Here is a 21,715-nt window from a genome sequence, read left to right on the forward strand (position 1 = left end):
ATAAGCGTGCATGGTGCACTGCAATGAAGCGCACCGGCCCCGGTCAAGACGGTCTTCCCCGGGTAAACCATCTGGCACGGGTCTTGCACATACGGAGGTAGGGATCAACGGCGATCCCTGAACAAACAGCGCCGGTCCAACGACGGACCGGCACCAGGACAACGGCGTCCGCTGCACCGCTTCCGCGATTTTCACGATCGCGCCTGCGGTACGCAGCGGGCGCCTTTTCGTTTTTAAGAAGGGAACAAAAAAATGGCAGGCAAAGCAAACAGCATCAAGCTATTCTCCTTTGATACGCCCCAGATGCGCGCGTTCCACCTGACCTGGGTGGCCTTCTTCGTCTGTTTCTATGCCTGGTTCGCCTGCGCACCGCTGATGCCGGTGATTAAGGGCGAGTTCCACCTGTCGGTCGGCCAGATCGCGGACATCAACATCGCGGCCGTCGCCATCACCATCCTGATGCGCCTGATCGTCGGCCCGCTGTGCGACCGCTTCGGCCCGCGCAAGACCTACACCGGCCTGCTGGCGCTGGGCGCGATCCCCGTGCTGGGCGTCGCGATGGCCCAGAGCTACGAAAGCTTCCTGCTGTTCCGCCTCGGCATCGGCGCCGTCGGCGCGAGCTTCGTGATCACCCAGTATCACACCTCCGTCATGTTCGGCCCGAAGGTCGTCGGCACCGCCAACGCGGCGTCGGCCGGCTGGGGCAACAGCGGTGCCGGCTTCGCGCAGGCTTCGATGCCGCTGCTGCTGGGCGCCATCGTCATGGCCGGCGTCAGCGAAACGATGGGCTGGCGCGTCGCGCTGCTCGTGCCGGGCGTGCTGATGCTCATCATGGCCGTCGTCTACTACAAATTCACGCAGGACTGCCCGGAAGGTAACTACGCCGAGCTGCGCGCGGCGGGCGTGCCGTTCGAAGCGGGCGGCAAGGGCGGCTGGGCGAGCTTCTTCGAAGCCTGCCGCAACTACCGCGCCTGGCTGCTGTTCATCACGTACGGCGCCTGCTTCGGCATCGAACTGTTCATCCACAACGTCGCCGCCACGTATTACGTCGACCACTTCGGCCTGTCGCTGAAGGCGGCCGGCATGGCCGCCGGCAGCTTCGGCCTGCTGGCCCTGTTCGCCCGCGCCCTCGGCGGCTGGCTGTCGGACAAGGCCGCCGCCCGCGGCGACTTGAACAGCCGCGTGAACCTGCTGTTCATCCTGATGGTGGGCGAGGGCCTGGGCCTGCTGTGGTTCTCGCAGACCTCCAGCGTGACGCAGGCCATCGTCGCCATGCTGGCCTTCGGCCTGTGCACCCACATGGCGTGCGGCTCGACCTACGCGCTGGTCCCGTTCGTGAACCGCAAGGCGCTGGGCGGCGTGGCGGGCATCGTCGGCGCGGGCGGCAACGTCGGCGCCGTGCTGGCCGGCTTCCTGATGAAAGCCACCGGCGACGTGCGTCAGACCCTGCTGATCCTCGGCGGCGCCGTCCTCGTCTCGGCCATCTGCGCCATCGGCGTGCGCTTCTCGCTCGCCGTCCCCGAAACGCCGGCGCCCGCAGCCGCCTGAACCAAATATAAGTCGTCGCATTCCAGGAGTCGCAACATGAAACTGATCGTCATCGGCCACGGCATGGTAGGCCACAAATTCCTCGAAACCCTGTTCGCGGATGCCGCGCAAGCCGCCAACTTCAAGGTCACCGTCCTGTGCGAGGAACCGCGTCCCGCCTACGATCGCGTGCACCTGTCCTCGTTCTTCTCGGGCACGACGGCCGACCAGTTGTCGCTCGTCGCGCCGGGCTTCTTCGAGAAGCACGCCGCCAACATCGACCTGAAGCTGAACGCGAAGGCCGTGGCGGTGGACCGCGATGCGAAGACGGTCACGCTGGCAGATGGCGCAGTCCTCTCCTACGACAAGCTCGTGTTCGCGACGGGTTCCTACCCGTTCGTGCCGCCCGTCCCGGGCAAGGAGCGCGACGACATCTTCGTCTACCGCACCATCGAAGATCTGGAAAAGATGACGGAATGCGGCGCCCGCGCCAAGTCGGGCGTCGTCGTCGGCGGCGGCCTCTTGGGCCTCGAATGCGCCAAGGCGCTGCGCGACATGCACCTCGACACGCACGTCGTCGAATTCGCGCCGCGCCTGATGGCGGTGCAGGTCGACGACCTGGGCGGCCGCGTCCTGCGCAACAAGATCGCGGCGCTGGGCGTCTCGGTCCACACGCAAAAGAACACGCTGCAGATCGTCGACGGCGAGTCCGCCACGCACCGCATGGAATTCGCCGACGGCAGCCACCTGGAAGCGGACATGATCGTGTTCTCGGCCGGCATCCGCCCGCGCGACGAACTGGCCAAGGCCTGCGGCCTGGACCTGGGCCCGCGCGGCGGCATCGCCATCGACGACGCCTGCCTGGCCTCGGACCCGCACGTCTACGCCATCGGCGAGTGCGCGGCGTGGGGCGGCCAGACCTTCGGTCTCGTCGCACCGGGCTACGAGATGGCCCGCATCGTCGCCCGCGCGCTGCTCGGCCAGGAAGCCGCCTTCGCCGGCGCCGACATGAGCACGAAGCTGAAGCTGATGGGCGTGGACGTCGCGTCGATCGGCGACGCCCACGGCAACACGCCGGGCGCGCGCAGCTTCCAGTTCACGGACGAGCGCAAGCAGGTCTATAAGAAGATCGTCGTGTCCGACGACGGCAAGCGCCTGCTGGGCGCCGTGCTGATCGGCGACGCGGCCGAATACGGCAGCCTGCTGCAGATGATGCTCAACGATATGGAGCTGCCGGAATCGCCGGAATTCCTGATCCTGCCGCAGGCCGAAGGCGGCGCCCGTCCGGCCCTCGGCGTCGACGCGCTGCCCGCATCGGCCCAGGTCTGCTCGTGCAACGCCGTCAGCAAGGGCGTCATCGCCGACGCGGTGTCCGGCGGCGCCTGCGACATCGGCGCGATCAAGTCGTGCACCAACGCGGGCACGTCGTGCGGCGGCTGCGTGCCGCTCGTCACGCAGATCATGAAGTCCGAGATGGCGAAGGCCGGCCTGGCCGTCAACAACCACGTGTGCGAACACTTCCCGTACTCGCGCCAGGAGATCCACCACCTGGTGCGCGTGGGCGGCATCAAGACCTTCGCCGAGCTGCTGCACAAGCACGGCAAGGGCCTGGGCTGCGACATCTGCAAGCCGGTCGCCGCCAGCGTGCTGGCCTCGACGTGGAACGACTTCGTGCTCAAGCCGGAACATGCGAGCCTGCAGGATTCGAACGACTACTTCCTCGGCAACATCCAGAAGGACGGCACGTATTCCGTCGTTCCGCGCATGCCGGGTGGCGAAGTGACGCCGGACGGCCTGATCGCCGTGGGCCAGATCGCCAAGAAATACGGCCTGTACACCAAGATCACGGGCGGCCAGCGCGTCGACCTGTTCGGCGCCCGCGTGGACCAGCTGCCGGCGATCTGGGAAGAACTGATCGCGGCCGGCTTCGAGTCGGGCCACGCCTACGGCAAGTCGCTGCGCACCGTGAAATCGTGCGTCGGTTCGACGTGGTGCCGCTACGGCGTGGGCGATTCCGTCGGCTTCGCCATCGCGCTGGAAAACCGCTACAAGGGCCTGCGCGCGCCGCACAAGATCAAGTTCGGCGTGTCCGGCTGCACCCGCGAATGCGCCGAGGCGCAGGGCAAGGACGTGGGCCTGATCGCGACCGAGAAGGGCTGGAACCTGTACGTGTGCGGCAACGGCGGCATGAAGCCCCGTCACGCCGAACTGATCGCGTCGGACCTGGACGAAGCGACGGTCGTGAAACTCGTCGACCGCTTCCTGATGTTCTACGTGCGCACCGCCGACCGGCTGCAGCGCACCAGCACGTGGCGCGAGAACCTGGAGGGCGGCCTGGATTACCTGAAGCAGGTCGTCGTCGACGACAAGCTTGGGATCGCGGCCGAACTGGAAGCGGACATGCAGCGCGTGGTCGACACCTATGCCGACGAGTGGAAGAACGCCGTCGAGGACCCGGCCGTGCGCCAGCGCTTCCGCAGCTTCGTCAACAGCGAGACCACGGACGACAACGTCGTGTTCATGCCGGAGCGCGGCCAGATCCGTCCCGCGACGCCGGAAGAACGCCGCCGCACCATCCCGATTGCCGCAGCTTGATTCAACGACTGGAAAAGGAGACCCACCATGCCCCGTGACAAAGATGTAAAAAATGAGCTCAATCAGTGGAACGCCGTCTGCTCGCTCGACCAGATCGTCCCGGACACGGGCGTCGCCGCCCTGCTGAACGGCCGCCAGGTGGCGGTGTTCCGCGTCGGGGCCGAGTCCCCGCGCCTGTTCGCCATCGATAACTACGACCCGAACTCGGACGCCGCCGTGCTGTCGCGCGGCCTGGTCGGCAGCCTGGGCGAGCGCATCGTCGTGGCGTCGCCGATCTACAAGCAGCACTTCGACCTGCAGACCGGCGAATGCCTGGAAGCGCCGCATCACTCGGTGTCCAGCTACCCGGTGCGCGTCGAGGACGGCAAGGTCATGGTGGGGGCGTAAATGAAATCCCATCCGCGCCTGGTCGTCATCGGCAACGGCATGGCGGGCATGCGCACGGTCGAGGAGCTCCTGAAGCTCGCGCCCGACATGTACCGCATCACCGTGTTCGGCGCGGAGCCGCACGGGAATTACAACCGCATCCTGCTGTCGCCCGTGCTGGCGGGCGAGAAGACCGTCGACGACATCATGCTCAACACGCGTGAGTGGTACGACGCCAACGGCATCACCCTGCACGCGGGCGACCCGGTCGTGCGCATCGACCGCAAGAAGCGCGTCGTGCACGCCGCTTCCGGCCTCGCCGTGCCGTACGACCGCCTCCTGATCGCGACCGGTTCGAAGCCGTTCATCGTGCCGGTGCCGGGGCACCAGCTGCCGGGCGTGATCGGTTTCCGCGACATCAGCGACGTCGACACGATGCTCGCGGCCGCGCGCGCGGGCGGCAAGGCCGTCGTCATCGGCGGCGGCCTGCTCGGCCTGGAAGCCGCGAACGGCCTGCTGCGCCGCGGCATGACGGTGACCGTCGTGCACGTGATGGGCAGCCTGATGAACCAGCAGCTCGACCCGCCGGCCGCGGAACTGCTGCGCGCCAGCCTGGAGCAGCGCGGCCTGCGCATCCTGCTGAACCGCCAGACCGCCGCCATCGACGGCGATGATCGTGTGTCGTCCGTGCGCTTCGAGGATGGCGAGACCGTGGACGCCGACCTCGTCGTGATGGCGGCCGGCGTGCGTCCGAACGTCGAACTGGCGAAGGAGGCGGGCCTGCACTGCGAGCGCGCCATCGTCGTCGACGACACGCTGCAGACCTACGACCCGCGCGTGTACGCCGTCGGCGAATGCGTGCAGCACCGCCGCGCCACGTTCGGCCTCGTCGCGCCGATCTGGGACCAGGCGCGCGTTTGCGCCGCCCACCTGGCGGGCGCGGGCCACCGCCGTTACGTGCAGCAGGCCACCGCGACGAAGCTCAAGGTGACGGGCGTGGACCTGTACTCGGCCGGCGACATCGTCGGCGGCGAGGGCAGCGAAGATCTCGTGCTGCGCGACCGCCGCGGCGGCATCTATAAACGCCTCGTCGTCGCGGGCAACCGCCTGACGGGCGCCGTACTGTACGGGGACGTCGCGGACGGTCCCTGGTACTTCGATCTGATTCAACAGCGGACGGACATCTCGCCCTTCCGCGACCAGTTGCTGTTCGGCCGCGCGCACGCAGACCACGCGCAGGCGGCCTGACGAGGAGTTTTCATGAAGTTGTCTGCCATCCCCACCACCGTCCGTACGACCTGCCCATATTGCGGCGTCGGCTGCGGCGTCAATGCCCAGGTCGGGCAGGACGGCGCAATCGCGATCGCGGGCGACGCGGCGCACCCGGCCAGCCAGGGCCGCCTGTGCGTGAAAGGTTCCGCGCTGGGCGAGACGCTCGGCAACCGCGGCCGGCTGCTCGCGCCGATGCTGAGGGAAGAGGGCGGCTTGCGCGAGGCGTCGTGGGACGAGGCGCTGGACAAGGTCGCGCAGGGCTTCGCGCGCGTCATCGCCGAGCATGGCCCGGACGCCGTCGCGCTGTACGTGTCGGGCCAGTTGCTCACCGAGGATTACTACGTCGCCAACAAGTTCATGAAGGGCTATGTGGGCAGCGCGAACATCGACACCAATTCGCGCCTGTGCATGTCGTCGGCCGTGGCCGGCCACAAGCGTGCGTTCGGCGAGGACGTCGTGCCGGGCTGCTACGAGGACTTCGAGCAGGCCGACCTGGTCGTGCTCGTCGGCTCGAACGCCGCGTGGTGCCATCCGACCCTGTACCAGCGCATCGCGCGCGCGAAGCAGGAGCGGCCGGAACTGAAGGTCGTCGTCATCGACCCGCGCCGCACGGCGACCTGCGACATCGCCGACCTGCACCTGCCCGTCAAGCCGGGCACGGACGTGTGGCTGTTCGACTGCCTGTTCGGCCACCTGGCCGTGCATGCGGCCGACGAGGCGTTCGTCGACGCGCACACGACGGGCCTGGCGGATGCGCTGGACGCCGCCGCCAAGGCCGGCACGCTGGCCGACGTCGCACGTACCTGCCGCATCGATCCGCGCGATCTCGAGCGCTTCTACGACCTGTTCGCGAACACCGAGAAGGTCGTGACGGCCTTCACGATGGGTGTGAACCAGTCGACGAGCGGCGCCGACAAGGTCAATGCGATCATCAACTGCCACCTGATCACGGGCCGCATCGGCCGTCCCGGCATGGGGCCGTTCTCGCTGACGGGCCAGCCGAACGCGATGGGCGGGCGCGAAGTGGGCGGTCTCGCGAACATGCTGGCCGCGCACATGGATCTCGACGATGCCGCGCAGCGCGCCGCGCTGCAGGAATTCTGGGGCTCGCCGCGCATGGCAGACAAGCCGGGCCTGAAGGCCGTCGACCTGTTCCGCGCCATCGAGGAAGGCAAGGTCAAGGCCGTGTGGATCATGGCGACGAATCCGCTCGTCAGCCTGCCCGATGCCGACCAGGCCCGCCGCGCGCTCGAGAAATGCGAGTTGGTCGTGGCGTCCGACATCGTGCTCGGCACCGACACGAACGAGGCGGCCCACGTGCTGCTGCCGGCCCTCGGCTGGGGCGAGAAGGACGGCACGGTCACCAATTCCGAGCGCTGCATCTCGCGCCAGCGCGCCTTCCTGTCCGCGCCGGGCAGCGCGCGCGCCGACTGGGACATCGTGTGCGACGTCGCGCGCCGCATGGGTTACGCAGGATTCGATTTCACGTCGCCGCACCAGATCTTCGACGAGCATGCGCGCCTGTCGGGGTGGAAAAATGGCACCGAGGGCCAGCGCCGGCGAGTGTTCGATGTCAAAGCCCTGTCCGGCATGACGCGCGCCGACTACGATGCGCTCGATCCCGTCCAATGGCCGGTGCGCACGCCGGGAGAACGGACGGCGCGCCTGTTCGGCGACGGCCGCTTCGCCCACGGCGACGGCCGCGCGCGCTTCGTGCCGACGGTGCCGCGCGCGCCCGCCAACCTGCCCGGCGGCGAGTATCCGCTCGTGCTGAACACGGGCCGCGTGCGCGACCAGTGGCACACGATGACGCGCACGGGCCGCTCGCAGAAACTGGCCGAGCACATCCCGGAACCGTTCATCGACATGCACCCGCAGGATGCGCTGCTGTGCGGCGTGAAGGCGGGGGAACTCGCGCGCGTGACGAGCGACTGGGGCGCCGTCGTGGCGCGCGTGCAGCACGGCGGCGGCATCGCGCGCGGCAGCGTGTTCATGCCGATCCACTGGAGCGGCCAGACGGCGTCGGATGCGCGCGTGGGCACCGTCGTCAACCCGGCCGTCGACCCGGTGTCGGGCGAGCCGGAATTCAAGCACACGCCGGTGCGGATCGAACCGTTCGGCGTCACGTGGTACGGTTTCATCCTGTCGCGCACGGAGCTGCCGCTGCGCGAGGCGGCCAACTGGACGCGCATCCAGGGCAAGGACTTCGTCCGCTACGAACTGGCTGGCCGCAAGCCGTTCGCCGACGCCCCCGCGTGGACCCGGCGCCTGTTGAACGTGCACGACGAGGACGCGGACTGGATCGAGGTCGAGGACAAGAACGGCGGCGTGCACCGCGCCGTGCACCTCGTCGACGGCCGCATCGAAGCCTGCCTGTTCGTCGCCCAGCGCGCCGACCTGCCGGCCCGCGCCTGGCTCGCGAGCATGTTCGACAAGGGGCGGCTGGAGCCGGCCGACCGCATCGGCCTGCTGGCCGGCCGCGCGAAAGAGCAGGGCTTCGACGCGGGACCGACCGTGTGCTCGTGCTTCGGCGTGGGCCGCAAGACGATCGAGATCGCGATCCGCCAGAACAATCTGTGCGACGCGTCCGCCGTCACGGCGTGCACGAAGGCGGGCGGCAATTGCGGCTCCTGCATCCCCGAGATCCGTTCGCTGCTGGCCGAGGCGCAGGCCCAGGCGGCGGAAGCATAACGCTCAGGCGGGCCTTCGGCGTCACGACGCCGAAGGCCGCGGCGCCGCGAGCGCATACCGTCCAGATCCCATCCCCCCTCACCAACGATTCCTCGAATTCACATTTCGGCAGCGCCGTCCTGCGTTGTTTCATGCTTTTTTCGAGAGAAAATTTATTTCTCATAAAAAACAAAGACTTCCAGGTGGCATGCGTTTCCCTGATTGGCGGTGAAATGTCAGCCGGATGAAATAATTCGTGAGAAAAACGTTACAAATTTTCATTATCATTGCCAGGTTCCGGCCCCGCCAGTCCCTGCCATGTCCATTACCAGCGCTCCGTTCAACCTGACCGATGCCAATCGTCCCATCCGCCTGCGCATCTCCGGCGCTGACGGCCTACGCGACGATCAATTACTCGTCAAACACGTCAGCGGTGTCGAGGCCGTCTGCGGCGGCATCGAATATTCGCTGCTGTGCGTGGCCACGCAAGCCGGCCTCGAACTGAAGCAGTTCATCGCCAACCCGGTGGAACTGCAGTTCGTCACCGACAGCGGCGGCCTGCGCGCCGTGTGCGGCATCGTCGCCGCGGCGGCCGAAGGGCAGAGCGATGGCGGACTGGCCACCTACCAGCTGATCGTGCGCGACGCCTTCGCCTTCCTCGACAAGACCAGCAACACGCGCGTGTTCCGCAACGCCAGCGAGGTCGACATCACGGACATCCTGCTCAAGGAATTCCGCCAGGCGAATCCGGTGGCGGCACGCGCGTTCGCCTATGACCTCGGCAGCCTGAAGTCGTATCCGCAGCGCGAATTCACGATGCAGTACAACGAGTCGACGGGCGCGTTCCTGCGCCGCCTGTGGAAGCGGCGCGGCATTTCGTGGTTCATCCAGCCCGGCGCGGCGAGCGAACGTGGCAGCGACGAAACGCCGCTGCACACGCTGGTGCTGTTCGACGACGTCATGTCGCTCAAGCGGAACGCCGGCGGCGACGTGCGCTTCCACCGCGACGATGCGACCGAACGCCGCGACGTCATCACGGCCTGGCACGCCGTGCGCACGCTGACGCCCGGCAGGATCGGCCGCCAGAGCTGGGACTACGCCACGTCCGGCGCCATGACGACGCAGGAAAACGGGATGAACGACCAGGGCGAATTGGGCAACCGCTTCGCCGCGAGCCTGGACGACTACCTCGTCGACGCGCCGCACCTGGGCGAGGACGATGCCGACTACCGCAGCCTCGGCGTGGCGCGCATCCAGCGCCACGAGTACGAGGCCAAGACCTTCCAGGGCGAAGGCAGCGAGCGCAATATGTGCGTCGGCCAGTGGAACACCGTCGTCGGCCATCCGGAGCTGGACCAGCATCCCGAGGGCGGGCGCGACTTCGTCGTCACGGAGCTGCGCGTGGAGGCCGAGAACAACCTGCCCAAGACGCTCGACGAGCAGGCGCGCCGCCTGTTCTCGCTGAACCGCTGGCGCGAGGACAGCGCGGCGCTGGCGCAGGCGAGCGCGGAACGCGGCGTGCGCTACACCAACCGGTTCAGCTGCGTGCGGCGCGGTGTGCCGATCGTGCCGGCCTACGACCCGCGCGTGGACCTGCCGCGCACGGAGCTGCAATACGTCACCGTGGTCGGGCCGGTGAACGAAGAGATCCATTGCGACCATCTCGGCCGCGTCAAGGTGCGCTTTCCCGGCTGCCGCGAGGACGACCACGCGCACGCGCAGGGCGCGGGCGCGTCCGGCAGCGACCGCGACTCGGCCTGGGTCCAGGTGGCGAACCCCTGGGCGGGCGACCAGTACGGCACGATCTCGCTGCCGCGCGTGGGCCACCAGGTGCTGTGCGCCTTCGTCGGCGGCGATCCGGACAAGCCCTTGATCATCGGCCGCGCGCACGGCGGCAGGACGCCGCCGCCGTCGTTCAGCCGCACGAGCCGCCTGCCGGGCGACCGTTACCTGTCCGGCATCGTCAGCCGCGAAGGCAAGTCGCAGCGCTACAACCAGCTGCGCCTGGACGACACGCCGGGCGAGATCAGCACCCAGCTGGAAAGCGTGCACGCGCGCAGCCAGCTGAACCTCGGCTACCTGACGCACCCGCGCCAGGACGGCCGCGCCGACCCGCGCGGCCAGGGCTTCGAACTGCGCACGGACGACAGCGGCGCGATCCGCACGGCCAAGTCGCTCTTGATCTCGGCCTGGAAACGCCTGGACGCCGCCGGGACGCAACTGAGCGGCAACGAACATCTCGCGCTGATGCAGGACTGCCTGGACCTGTTCAAGACACTGGGCGACTACGCCGCCCAGCACCAGGGCCTGCCGGTCGACCCGGCGCCGCAGGACGCGCTCAAGGCCGACCTCGAAGCCGCGCCGGGCGCGCGCGGCGCCGACGTGGCGGGCGACGCCAAGCCGACCGTGAGCCTGACCGGCCCGGCCGGCATCGCGTTCAGCACGCCGAAGACGATCGTCAGCTACGCCGGCGTCAACCTGGACACGGTCGCGCAACAGCACATGCAGCTGGCCAGCGGCAAGCGCTTCAACGTCAACGCCGGCAAGGGCATCTCGCTGTTTTCGCACAGCGACGGCATCACGCAGATCGCGCACAACGGCGACTTCACGATGCAGAGCCAGCACGACGACATGAAGCTGGTCTCCGCGAAGGACATCAAGGTCACGGCGGCCAAACGGATGATCGCGATGGCCCAGGACGAGATGACGTTCATCGTCAGCGGCGGCGCTTACCTGAAGCTGAAAGGCGGCGACGTCGAGATCGGCGGACCGGGGAATTTGACCGTCAAGACGGCGGAGCATCACTGGAACGGGCCGGCGAGCGGGAAGACCGAGATCCCGACGTTCGATGCGGGGACGTTCGAGCGCACGCCGCGGCTGGTCCGCGCCACCGACGGCAAGCCGGTCGAGGGCATGCAGGTGCACATCGAGCGCGACGGCGCCGATGCGCTCACCGGACAAACCAATGCGGCCGGCGAGGGCCCGAAGATCAAGGGCGACCGGCTGGAGCAACTCAAGGTGACGTTCAAAAAACTGTTGAAGTAAGCGGGAGCGGCATGGAAGGCATGACAATGGACGGCCCGACCGTAATCACGGTGGGCGACGGCAGCGGCAGCACGCTGCTGAATGAGAGTTACCTGGACGTGGTGATGCAATTGCCGCTGCCGGGGATCGTGATCTTCGTGCACGGGGTGAATTCGGATGGGGAGTGGTTCCAGGCGGCGGAGCGTGGCTTGTGCGACGGCTTGAACAAGCGCCTCGCGCGGCAGGATTGGCAGATCGTGCACGCAAACACGGAAGGCGGGCAGTTGAAGCCGGTCGCATACCTGGACGATCTGACGGCCGACGGATACCTGAATCCGGACAAACAGCCGGATACGTTCATCGCGCCGGATGCCCACTTCTCACCCGTCATCCAGTTCCGCTGGGGCTACAAAGCGAGCGCCGACGATTTGCAGACCTATGGCGACGGCATTTACCTGAACGAGCAGAATTATTGGGGCGGCGGGCCCTTCGCCAACGGCTGCACGTCGCTGCCGGATTTGTGGGGCCAAGGCCTGAACGATCAGCTTTTCCTTTGGCTGCACGCGCAGCACCTGAACCCCACTAACGACCGCATGGTATATGCTTGTCCGCCACGTCCGTATTACGTGCTGGCTGCATTGCGGCTTGCGAAGCTGGTCAAGGCAATCCGGGAAAAGCAGGCGGACGTGCCTATCACCATCGTGTGTCACAGCCAGGGCAATATGGTCAGCCTGGCGGCTGCGTTTCTCGGCGATCGGCTCGGTGAGGTCAAGGACGGCGCCGGAAAGCTAGGCCGCTGCGTGGCCGACAGCTACGTACTGTGCAATCCGCCGTACAGTCTGGTGCAGAAGAACATCGTCGAGGCATGGTCGGGCACCGAGATGGCGGCCGGGGAATTGCACTGGGGCCGGCAGACCTTCAAGGCGCGCAGCACCACCTTGAAGAACTTCTTCGAAATTATCGGGAAACAGGCGGCAAAAGCGCAAGCGCCGGAAAAGATCGATGAGTTCATGAAGAACGAGGCGCACGAATTCACGGCAAAAGCGGATCGCGAGCAGTGGGGGTACGGTCCGAACAAGACGAACCATGGCCGGGTTACCTTGTACTTCAATCCTCACGACCAAGTCATTTCAGCCAGTCCGGTCCAGGGTATCGGCTGGCGCGGGATGAGCCAGAAAGAAATCGATGCGACAGGAGCTCACGGTGTGTTCTGCCAGCGCGTATTCGCCGAAAAATTTACTGTAGGGAAAGAAAACGTCAAGACCTACCATTTCTGGAAGAATCATCATGGCGTCGGATTGAAACCCGGCAGTCGGCATTTCTGGTATCCCGAATCGCCGCGGGCGAAGTACGCGATCAAGAAAGGCTTGGACGCGAACAAGAACTGGATTGCCAAGGTGGCGACTGTCTTCACGGCGCCGATCTTTTACCTGGTCACGGCTGTCATCGATATCCGCATCAACGCGCTCCCGGACGACGATTGGGAAACGCCGCTGGAGGCCCCGAAGTTACCGGAACCGTTCGAGCCGAAGTCGAAACGTTTTGGGAAAATCGACGATGTATTTGACGAAGGAACGGATGCGCCCGGCGCCAGTCGTGACAGGGAGCGCGTGCGTGACGACGACGATCCCTACAATACCGAAAAAGGAGGGGCTGCCGAGGGGAACAAGGAAACCGAGGCAGCCCTGCGCTACGAGCATCACGCCCTGCTGCGGATGAGGGCAAGGCGCGAAGACTTGTACATAGACTCGGACAAGAGCAAGGGATCGTATCGGGAATCGGAATTCGTCACCGAGGAGGATAATCCCGACCGCGCCAGCGATGATTACAAGGCCTGGCGTGCGAAAAAGATCAAAGAAACGCTGGCCGAGAATGTCAAGGCGCCGGCTACCGATCACTCGTCGATCATGACGAATCCGGATCATGCCAGGATGGCGTTGGCGTATGACATTCCGGTTGGGGTGTGTCATATAAAAAGCGACGATATGCGAGTATTTCGGCAAATGGCAGATTGGCGATATTTAAGCGGTTTAGATGACGGGAATATCTTCAAGGAATTCATCGAATACTTAAAAATTGGAAAATTCAAAGGAAATGTTGTCTACGACTGGGCGAAAAACGATCCCGAGGGGAGAATGCCCAATAAGATTGTCGACGAGCGAAACATGCTCGGTCTTTGATTATTGAGAAAGCGATACATGCGTAGTCTTACCAGCACATCGATCCGTCGTGTCGCATGCGGCACTTTTGTCTTCGCGCTAGCATTGTTCGTGTCGCTCTGGATGATGTGGCGTGCCGATCCAGACGCTACGCGCTCTTCCACCAGTGCCCAAATTTTTACCAGATTGTTTGCGCTCCCTGCGACGTTTGCCGCGATCACTCTTGGCGTTATGACCGTTTTTTCCTCACGTCCCGCACGCGCCGAGGCGGTCGCGAAACCCGTGGAGACCACGCAGAAGGCGCGACCATTCATGGCTCAGGTGGTGGGATTGCAGTGGCTGAATCCGTTGCAGCGCCGGGACTATCCCACTGAATGGCAGCTGCTGTGGACACTCGGTATAGTGGGACCAAACAAGAATGACGATATGGTTCGCGCTAAGCCTGAGAAATATGGCAAGTTGCAGGCTATCGGTTCGATTGCTGTCGGGAACGATGGTAAAGAAACCTTTAAGGGATACCATCATAAATATATTGAGGAATTGATATACGCATACCACGATATCTACTTCATGGATTCGAATTATTTTTATAATGCACATTCCAGAGAAGATAAGTCGACATGGAGAGAGCTGGCAGGAATCCATATTGAATATGCCATTCCCAAGGACAAGCTCGATCCCGTCGAATCAGGAAATTATCTGCGAGATATCCTGATCAATACTTTCAGCATCGGGAGCAAATCGTTCCCGAATGCTTGGACCCGCAGTACTCCCCCCGACGTGCGCATCACCATGGGCGGCGCGAACGCCGGCTTCACGTCGCTGTCCGCCGCGCTGGACTACCTGCAAGCCCATCCGAACGAAACGGTCTGGGTCATGAACTGGGACGCCCCGAGCCGTCCGAAAGACCGCCAGATCAACGAAAACATGGTGCAACTGATCCTGGCAGGCCCCAACTACAAGACGGAACGCGCGCCGCTGGCCTGGCTCGGCTATCCGGCCAGCGCCAAGGTGTCGGACTTCGACAGCGCCAAGGACAAGCCGCCGCGCGTCATCCAGGCCTGGAAGGCGGCGGTCGAGAAAGCGGCGCACAACGCCGGCAAGCAGACGACTGACGTCGGCTACGTCATCCACGACGCCAGCAACAACAAGCCGACGATGTCCGACCGTATCGCGGCGCTCGCGCGGACGGTGACCGAGGAGATGCCGGAACTGGATTTCACGAAGCACGCGTTCAACACGCCCGAGCTGCTGGGCGAGATGGGCGCGGGCACGGCGCTGACGAACGTCGCGCTGGGCATCGCCTACGCCAACCACATCGGCAAGACCGTGCTCGTCGCTGGCACGACGGACGAGGCCCAGCCGATCGCGACCGTCGTGGTGCCGCCGGCCGTCGTTCGGCCGATCCGGCCCGACGAGCCATGGTTCCGTGCCCGGGGCGAGAACGCGGCTCATCTGGCCTGGTGGGGCATCCGTCATGACGTCAAAGATATCGAGCAAGGCTATTCCCGCTGACACGAGGCCCGCATGCGCAAAGTGATCCGCCTGAACGACCCGACCACGCACGGCGGCAAGGTCATCACGGCATCTTCCAACAGCAAGGTGCTGGGGATCGCCGTGGCGCGCAAGGGCGACCGCTGCCTGTGCCCGATCCGCGGCCACGACAACTGCGTGATCGCGGAGGGCGATCCGCACGTGTTGATCGATGGCGTGCCGGTCGCGTTCGAAGGCCATGCGACCAGTTGTGGGGCCAAGTTGATCTCGACCGTGGGCGCGAGCGGTCGTGGTTGAGCGTCGTTCCTCGATCAGCGCTCCGGCGGCGCGACGATGCCGAAGGCTTGCGGCACCGCCACGCGCATGATGTCGATGAAACGGCGCAGCCGCGCCGGATAAAAGCGCGCTGGAGGATAGATCAGCCAGATCGGCAGCGGCGCCGCCTGCCATTCCGGCACCAGCTGCACGACGCGGCCCGCTTCCAGTTCTTCCCGCAGCGCCCAGCGCGACCCGATCGCCGCGCCCACGCCCAGCACGACGGCATTGCGCATCGCATATAGATTGTCCGTGTACAGGCGCGGCCGGATATCGAGGCGCGCGGTCTCGCCGCGCTGCGCATGGGTCAGCGTCACCTCGTCGCGATAGAAATGGCTGACGGCGACCCAGGGCAGGCGCGCCAGTTCGTCCGGATGCGCGGGCAGGGCGCCGCCGTCGAGCAGGGCCGGCGCGGCGACGACGATGCGCGGCACGTCGCCCAGCCGGATCGCCACCACGGACGGATCCGTAATGTCTCCCACGCGGATCGCGCAATCGATGCCTTCGCCGATGAAGTCGGGCGTGCGGTCGTGCAGGGTCCAGTCCACCGTCATGCGCGGATAGCGCGCCAGGTACGCGGCCAGCGGCGTCACCAGCTGCTGCTGGCCGAACGCGTGCGGCGCGACGACGCGCAGCATGCCGACCGGCTCGTCCACCGCGCCCCGGATCTCGCTCTCGAATTCCTGCCAGCCCGCGATGAGTTCTTTTGCCCGGGCATAGCAGCGCATGCCGTCGTCCGTCAGCTTCATCGCGTGCGTGGACCGCTGCAGCAGGCGCACGCCCAGCGATTTCTCCAGAGCTTTCAGGCGCCGGCTGATCGTCGGCTGCGTCGTCGCGAGCGCCCGCGCGGCGGCGGACAGGCTGCCGGCGTCCACGATGCGCACGAAGGTTTCGACCAGCATCATACGGTCGGCAGATGGATTGATAATCGAAAAGTCTGTGCTCATACGTGTATCGTATAACAGTTCGACGCCCGCCGCTGCTACACGCGCGTTTCCGCCATCTCCATAATGCGATGCAACATCACTCACCGGAGTCACCACCATGAGCATCGCACACACCGCCCCGGCCGCCGCACCGGCGCACACGCGACTGACCTCGCCGCTGATCTTCCTGCTGGCCGCCAGCACCGGCCTGTCCGTCGCCGCCCTCTACTACAGCCAGCCCACGCTGGGCATCCTGGCCGCCGAGCTCGACGCCAGCAACCGGGCCGTCGGCTGGATTCCGACCTTGACGCAATTCGGCTACGCCCTCGGCCTGCTGTTCCTGGCGCCGCTGGGCGACCGCTTCGACCGCCGCACGATCATCGTCGTGAAATCGCTGCTGCTGGCCGCCGCGCTGCTGGCCATCGGGGTCGCGCCGAACCTGGCCGTGCTGCTGGGCGCGAGTCTCGCCGTCGGCCTGCTGGCCACCGTCACCCAGGACATCGTCCCGGCCGCCGCCACGCTGGCCCCGGCCGAGCACCGCGGCCGCATCGTCGGCACCGTGATGACGGGGCTCCTGCTGGGCATCCTGCTGTCGCGCGTCGTCGGCGGTGTCGTGGCAGAGGCGTTCGGCTGGCGCGCCGTGTTCGTCGGCGCCGCGGGCATCGCCGCCCTGACGGCCGCCGTCCTGGCCCGCTGGCTGCCGCGCTTCAAGCCGACGAGCACCGTCACCTATCCAGCCCTGCTGGCGTCGCTGGCCGCGCTGTGGAAACAGCACCGCGCCCTGCGCCTCGCCGCGACGGCCCAGGGCCTGCTGGCGGTCGGCTTCTCGGCGTTCTGGTCCACGCTGGCCGTGATGCTGCATGGCGCCCCGTTCCACCTCGGTTCGGCCGCCGCCGGCTCGTTCGGCCTGGCCGGTGCCGTCGGCGCGCTGGCCGCCCCGTTCGCCGGCCGCCTGGCCGACCGCCGCGGTCCGCAATGGGTGACCCGCCTCGGCGCCGCCTTGTCCGTCGCCTCGTTCGCCGCCATGTTTGCCATGCCGCACCTGTCGACGCAGGCGCAGCTGGTGCTGCTGGCCCTGGCCACCGTCGGTTTCGACCTGGGCGTGCAGGCGACCCTGATCGCCCACCAGACCATCGTCTACGGCATCGCGCCGGAAGCCCGCAGCCGCCTGAACGCGGTCCTGATGACCACGATGTTCGTCGGCATGGCGGCCGGCGGCGCCCTCGGCGCCCAGGCGCTGGCTGCATGGGGCTGGAACGGCGTAGTGGCCCTGGCCGTCGGTGCGAGCCTGGCCGCGCTGGCGGTGCGCATGCGGGCCGCGTCGGCAAAATAAGCAGTGGCAAGAACGCACGGCGCCAGGCCACCGCAACGCGGCCTGGCGCCGTGCTCTTCAGAGCGCGGCGCCGGCGCGCGTCACGAGCGCCGTCGTGCCCACGCAGGCCGCGACGACGGCGACGAATTCGCCGTAGCGCGTCGTCGTCGGCTGTTGCATGATGGGATGGCCGAGCAGCGTCGCCCCCGCCGCGACGAGCAGCATCATGACGGGGAAGTGGAAGAAAAAGGTGAACGCCGCGGCTGACCCGGTCCGGTCCACGACCGTTCCGCCGTAGAACGCCCGTGCCGGATACACCGCCAGGGCGGCGACGGCGAAGCTGGCCCCGACGAGCAGGTATTTGCACTGGATGAGCCAGGCGCCGAACGGCGGTGGCAGCACGTGCGTGTCGGCGCCGACGATCCTCGACAGCAGCAGGGAACCCACGAAGCAGGCGAGGGCTATGGCCAGGGACGGCCGCGCGTCGCGCGTGGCGCCGAGCCAGGCGACCGCGAGGCCCGACATCCAGATGGCGGCCCAGACCAGAAACTGGAACGGCACGAGCAGGACCACGGCCGCCAGCAACAGCACCTGGACGAGCCGCTTCGCGCGCAAGACGAGGGCGAGCAGGACGAGCGACCAGAACAAATAGGACAGCAGGTACAGCATGCCGTTGCTGCCGAACGTGGGCACGACGAACGGCTGCAGCATCAGCAGATTCCCCAGCAGCGAGGTGTAGCTCAGCGTCAGTGTGCTGAATGCCGGGTAGGCCGTGTACAGGCCGGAACCGTTGAAGTACCGTGCGCCCAGCACGTCGAGGAAGGCGCCGAGGACCAGGCCGGGCAGCAGGAGCCGGTACAGGCCGGCCACGTGCCGGCCGACGGCCGCGCCGGGTGGGCCGCGCTGCAGCATGAGTCCCGTCAGGATGCCGTCGACGACGAAGAACACGGCGAACGATTCGTGGCCGAGCCCCGTCAGGAAGTAGAACGCTTTCGACAGGCCTGTTTTCGTGTGCACGTCTTCGTAGTCGACGAACAGCAGGAACCGCACGTGGTACATCAGCGCCACGATGACGCTGGTCCAGCGTGACACGAGCAGGAACGTTAGGAATCGGTTGGGCATGTGAAACCACACGGTCGTCGATTTGGAAGTCATGTCTCGCGCGACAGTGCTGCAAGACATTGACGAAGTTCATCTGGAAGCATGCAGTTCAATGGTAGGAAATACACCGGCGTCGGGCTTGAGGCGACGCAGCTTGCTTAGATGGCTCGACGGAATCGCGCGGGATGGTTGGCCGGATTGTCGCGGGCGGGCCACGCAGTGCGCGTCATCCCGAAGCGGGCGACGGGGACGCGGGGTTGGCCGCGGCCCAGCCTGCGTCGATGATCTGCCGGAACAAGGTCTGGCTGGCGACCAGGCGCGGTGGCGGGTCGCACCTGCAGCGGCACAGGTCGTCGCCGAGCGCCACTTCCTTGCCCTCGAACCGGTCGCCAAGGCGCGGCCCGTCCGGCTCGATCACCCCGGTGGCGTGGCATGTGGGGCAGGACACCGGATCGCCCGCGCAGGCGACCCGCACCCCGTTGATCGTCTGGGTCGAACTGCCCGACACGACCTTGCCGCCGGCCGTGGTGCTTGCGCCGGCCGTGATGAGGTATCGGATGAGCATGGCGTCCTTTCGTTGGCATCGTCGGCTGAAAACGCCAATCTAGCCGGGGGCGGGGATGCTGTTTTGATGGGTCACAACGGGCGGCCGTTCCATGCAACGCCTGCGGCGGCGGGATGCACGAGGTGGTCCGGCGGTATGCGCGGCGCCCGTGGCGGCTGGCCGCCGGGAGACAGGACTCGACAAGTCCTATACCGCTGAGTGGTCGAATTTCGTTCGACCGGCAACGTTATGTGGTTGAATGCTTGATATATTTATAGAGCATTGCTTGGTAGTGATCTAATCATCGGTCGGAAAATGCCGTCGAGCTTCTTTAAGGATTGTGCTTGCCACTGGATATATTCGGGCCAGCGAGTTTCATCTTCGATATCGCAGTCATGGCGAATCATACCAATGCCTATTCCTTTCTTTTCAGGCAGGTCCGCCCATTCGAGCGCATGACCTACGGCAGCTTCAATCTCGTCTTTGCGGGTGTGAAAGTATCGAAAGATTGCTTTTGGACTAGGAGAGTTGCATACAACGTAAAGCCGAACTGATATTCTTCCTTCCCATGATACGATAGTTTCAAAGGAGAAGCCTGTGCGACCGGCGCTGAACGATAGCCAGTGCTGCGGAAATGGTTTGGGTGCCTTGATCGGCGGGTTTTGTTCTTTCTGATACTGGTGAAATGCTTGCCAATAACGGAAATAAAGCGCCTGCCGCGGCCCGTGAATTTTGTTCGAAGAAGCTGCTTCTTTAACGCTCCGGCTCCACTCATTCGGACTCGAAATTACGTTGAATTTCGGAGCAGGGACGGAATCGCCAATCCGCCAAAGCTCAATCTCTAGACCGAAAAACTCATGTTCTTCATTCGTTATTTCATTTAGCCAGTCGATCGCTGCGCGATGTTCATCAGTAAAACGAGAGGCCACCCATATCACGGTCTTAGCTTCAATCCCAGCGGCATAAGTTAGGATTTGCCCCAGATGGAGATGATCTGTTTTTTCAAGCTGGTTCTCCACGAGAACAGTCTGACCACTAAGCCGATCTTTACAAATAATGTCCGCGCGATAGGGACCAATAAATTCTTCTTGACTGACCAACTCAAGGTCAAGCCCAACTGAAGCACTCATTACTGCGAGATTGTCCGGACTTGCAAGCCAAGGAGTGAAATCTGTAGCTTCGTGCGTCCAAACATCACGCAGGTTTACACGAGAAAGTGATCCTAATTGCATCGTTGACCTTTGAATGCCGATAACAGATTTGCATGATGCATTAAAATTGCGCCTGCGCCAAGCTTTTTATTCCGGTCGTGGTTTTGGTTGTGGATCGATATTTGATGACCGCGATAATAGGCAGGCAACGCCGCGCTGATCCTGGACTATATCGCTTCATGGATGTGATGATGTCATCCCATATGCCTCGAGCGAATGCTGTAATTGCTCGTGAACTATCGTCAATCCTTGTGAATCCCCGTAAGAGTTATGCCGAGAATTAAAAACACTATCGAGCGATTTCCAATGAATGCATTTAATTATGGGTGGAGTTGGTTTTCTGCGAGAATGGTTTCAATTTCGGAAGTCTTTTGTCCCAAGCGCCGCGTGGAAATAGTGCTACCGATTTCTGTGAAATGTCATGATCATGAAAACCGGCAAGTGTCATGCCAAGATTCAGTAAAACTACGAAGCCAAGGTACAAAAATGGATTGCCATCCTCCAATGTTAATCTTTTTAGAACCTGATCTTCATCATCAAGAAATATGTTTGCATCTTTAAATTGCACGCCCTCCATTTGGCGTCCGAAGCCAATGTGAGATACGCCTTCGGTAGGGCCAGTCGAGTAGCCAACATTCATGAATGATCGGAATTCTACTCGCTGCTTAAGATGATTCAAACTTACACTGTCCGCAGGGCCATATATGGTCTCAACTTCTTGTGGCGTCATCCCGAAGCTAATTTTTCCGGCGCCGCTGTACGGAAGGATGTCAAAAGGTTCATTTTCATTCATGTTTTCATCACTTTAAAAGAGAATGCTTTTCGAGGCATTTGTAATGCTCTAGCATTTCCAGTATTGCCTCATTGTATTTTCTTGGGTCGCCAGCTTCTTTTGCGATTCTTCTTACATCTCGGACTTCAATAGCCATTGCCTCCCTCCATTTTCCTTGCGAAATCAACTCTTCAAGTGATTCTCGATATTCGATTGAGCCAGCCATTTGACCGTTACTTGAGGTTTTGCCATGGTCTTTGGCATATCGTTATACACATCTTTTTCACTAATAAAATCAATGACTTGAAGCTGACTTTCCCGGGTCGTCGCGGGCACGGAAGCGAGCGCAAAATTGGTGCGTTTGATACAGAAGTCTCACTTTTCGCCCAATTTTTAAGCAAAACGTCACGAAAATCGCAGCCTAGGG

Annotated in this window: 16 protein-coding genes; 10 read left to right on the forward strand and 6 right to left on the reverse strand. The window is 64.2% G+C overall.

Annotation, left to right across the window (positions count from 1 at the left end; genetic code table 11):
• The first annotated feature begins 252 nt into the window (after positions 1 to 252).
• The 9 genes from ISF28_RS07395 to ISF28_RS07435 all read left to right on the forward strand — a co-directional run bounded on the left by ISF28_RS07395 (position 253) and on the right by ISF28_RS07435 (position 15,404).
• Positions 253 to 1,548, forward strand: coding sequence for an MFS transporter (locus ISF28_RS07395; RefSeq protein ID WP_198116511.1), 1,296 nt, complete (start codon positions 253 to 255; stop codon positions 1,546 to 1,548).
• 36 nt (positions 1,549 to 1,584) lie between these two features.
• Entirely contained in the window at positions 1,585 to 4,122 is a 2,538-nt protein-coding gene (gene nirB, locus ISF28_RS07400) for a nitrite reductase large subunit NirB (RefSeq protein WP_198116512.1), read from the forward strand.
• A 27-nt stretch (positions 4,123 to 4,149) separates the two neighbouring features.
• Positions 4,150 to 4,509, forward strand: a complete 360-nt coding sequence (gene nirD, locus ISF28_RS07405) for a nitrite reductase small subunit NirD (protein ID WP_198116513.1) — start codon at positions 4,150 to 4,152, stop codon at positions 4,507 to 4,509.
• On the forward strand, positions 4,510 to 5,736 hold the full coding sequence (locus tag ISF28_RS07410; protein WP_198116514.1) for an NAD(P)/FAD-dependent oxidoreductase: 1,227 nt from the start codon (positions 4,510 to 4,512) through the stop codon (positions 5,734 to 5,736).
• Between the two features lie 12 nt (positions 5,737 to 5,748).
• On the forward strand, positions 5,749 to 8,451 hold the full coding sequence (locus ISF28_RS07415) for a nitrate reductase (protein WP_198116515.1): 2,703 nt from the start codon (positions 5,749 to 5,751) through the stop codon (positions 8,449 to 8,451).
• 297 nt (positions 8,452 to 8,748) lie between these two features.
• Positions 8,749 to 11,475, forward strand: a complete 2,727-nt coding sequence (locus ISF28_RS07420; protein WP_198116516.1) for a type VI secretion system Vgr family protein — start codon at positions 8,749 to 8,751, stop codon at positions 11,473 to 11,475.
• Between the two features lie 11 nt (positions 11,476 to 11,486).
• Positions 11,487 to 13,634, forward strand: a complete 2,148-nt coding sequence (locus tag ISF28_RS07425; RefSeq protein ID WP_198116517.1) for a T6SS effector phospholipase Tle3 domain-containing protein — start codon at positions 11,487 to 11,489, stop codon at positions 13,632 to 13,634.
• An 18-nt stretch (positions 13,635 to 13,652) separates the two neighbouring features.
• Complete coding sequence (locus ISF28_RS07430) at positions 13,653 to 15,128, forward strand: virulence factor (protein ID WP_198116518.1); 1,476 nt, start codon at positions 13,653 to 13,655, stop codon at positions 15,126 to 15,128.
• 12 nt (positions 15,129 to 15,140) lie between these two features.
• Positions 15,141 to 15,404: a PAAR domain-containing protein gene (locus ISF28_RS07435; protein ID WP_198116519.1), complete on the forward strand. Its 264-nt coding sequence runs from the start codon at positions 15,141 to 15,143 to the stop codon at positions 15,402 to 15,404.
• 14 nt (positions 15,405 to 15,418) lie between these two features.
• On the opposite strand, the gene ISF28_RS07440 is transcribed toward ISF28_RS07435, so the two are convergent.
• Entirely contained in the window at positions 15,419 to 16,369 is a 951-nt protein-coding gene (locus ISF28_RS07440) for a LysR family transcriptional regulator (RefSeq protein ID WP_198116520.1), read from the reverse strand.
• Positions 16,370 to 16,466: 97 nt separating this feature from the next.
• On the opposite strand from ISF28_RS07440, the gene ISF28_RS07445 reads away from it, so the two are divergent.
• Positions 16,467 to 17,681 carry an MFS transporter gene (locus tag ISF28_RS07445; RefSeq protein ID WP_198116521.1) on the forward strand — a complete coding sequence of 405 codons (1,215 nt, stop codon included), beginning with the start codon at positions 16,467 to 16,469 and terminating at the stop codon, positions 17,679 to 17,681.
• Between the two features lie 57 nt (positions 17,682 to 17,738).
• On the opposite strand, the gene ISF28_RS07450 is transcribed toward ISF28_RS07445, so the two are convergent.
• The 5 genes from ISF28_RS07450 to ISF28_RS07470 form a co-directional block, all read right to left on the reverse strand.
• Entirely contained in the window at positions 17,739 to 18,782 is a 1,044-nt protein-coding gene (locus ISF28_RS07450; protein WP_198116522.1) for a hypothetical protein, read from the reverse strand.
• Positions 18,783 to 18,987: 205 nt separating this feature from the next.
• Positions 18,988 to 19,326 carry a PAAR domain-containing protein gene (locus tag ISF28_RS07455; RefSeq protein WP_198116523.1) on the reverse strand — a complete coding sequence of 113 codons (339 nt, stop codon included), beginning with the start codon at positions 19,324 to 19,326 and terminating at the stop codon, positions 18,988 to 18,990.
• Between the two features lie 251 nt (positions 19,327 to 19,577).
• Entirely contained in the window at positions 19,578 to 20,537 is a 960-nt protein-coding gene (locus ISF28_RS07460) for a DUF4268 domain-containing protein (RefSeq protein ID WP_198116524.1), read from the reverse strand.
• A 295-nt stretch (positions 20,538 to 20,832) separates the two neighbouring features.
• Entirely contained in the window at positions 20,833 to 21,309 is a 477-nt protein-coding gene (locus tag ISF28_RS07465; RefSeq protein ID WP_198116525.1) for a hypothetical protein, read from the reverse strand.
• Between the two features lie 7 nt (positions 21,310 to 21,316).
• Positions 21,317 to 21,514 carry a hypothetical protein gene (locus tag ISF28_RS07470; RefSeq protein ID WP_198116526.1) on the reverse strand — a complete coding sequence of 66 codons (198 nt, stop codon included), beginning with the start codon at positions 21,512 to 21,514 and terminating at the stop codon, positions 21,317 to 21,319.
• Positions 21,515 to 21,715 lie beyond the last annotated feature (201 nt).

The organism is Massilia rhizosphaerae, assembly GCF_016093545.1.
Classification (GTDB): Bacteria; Pseudomonadota; Gammaproteobacteria; order Burkholderiales; family Burkholderiaceae_D; genus Telluria; species Telluria rhizosphaerae.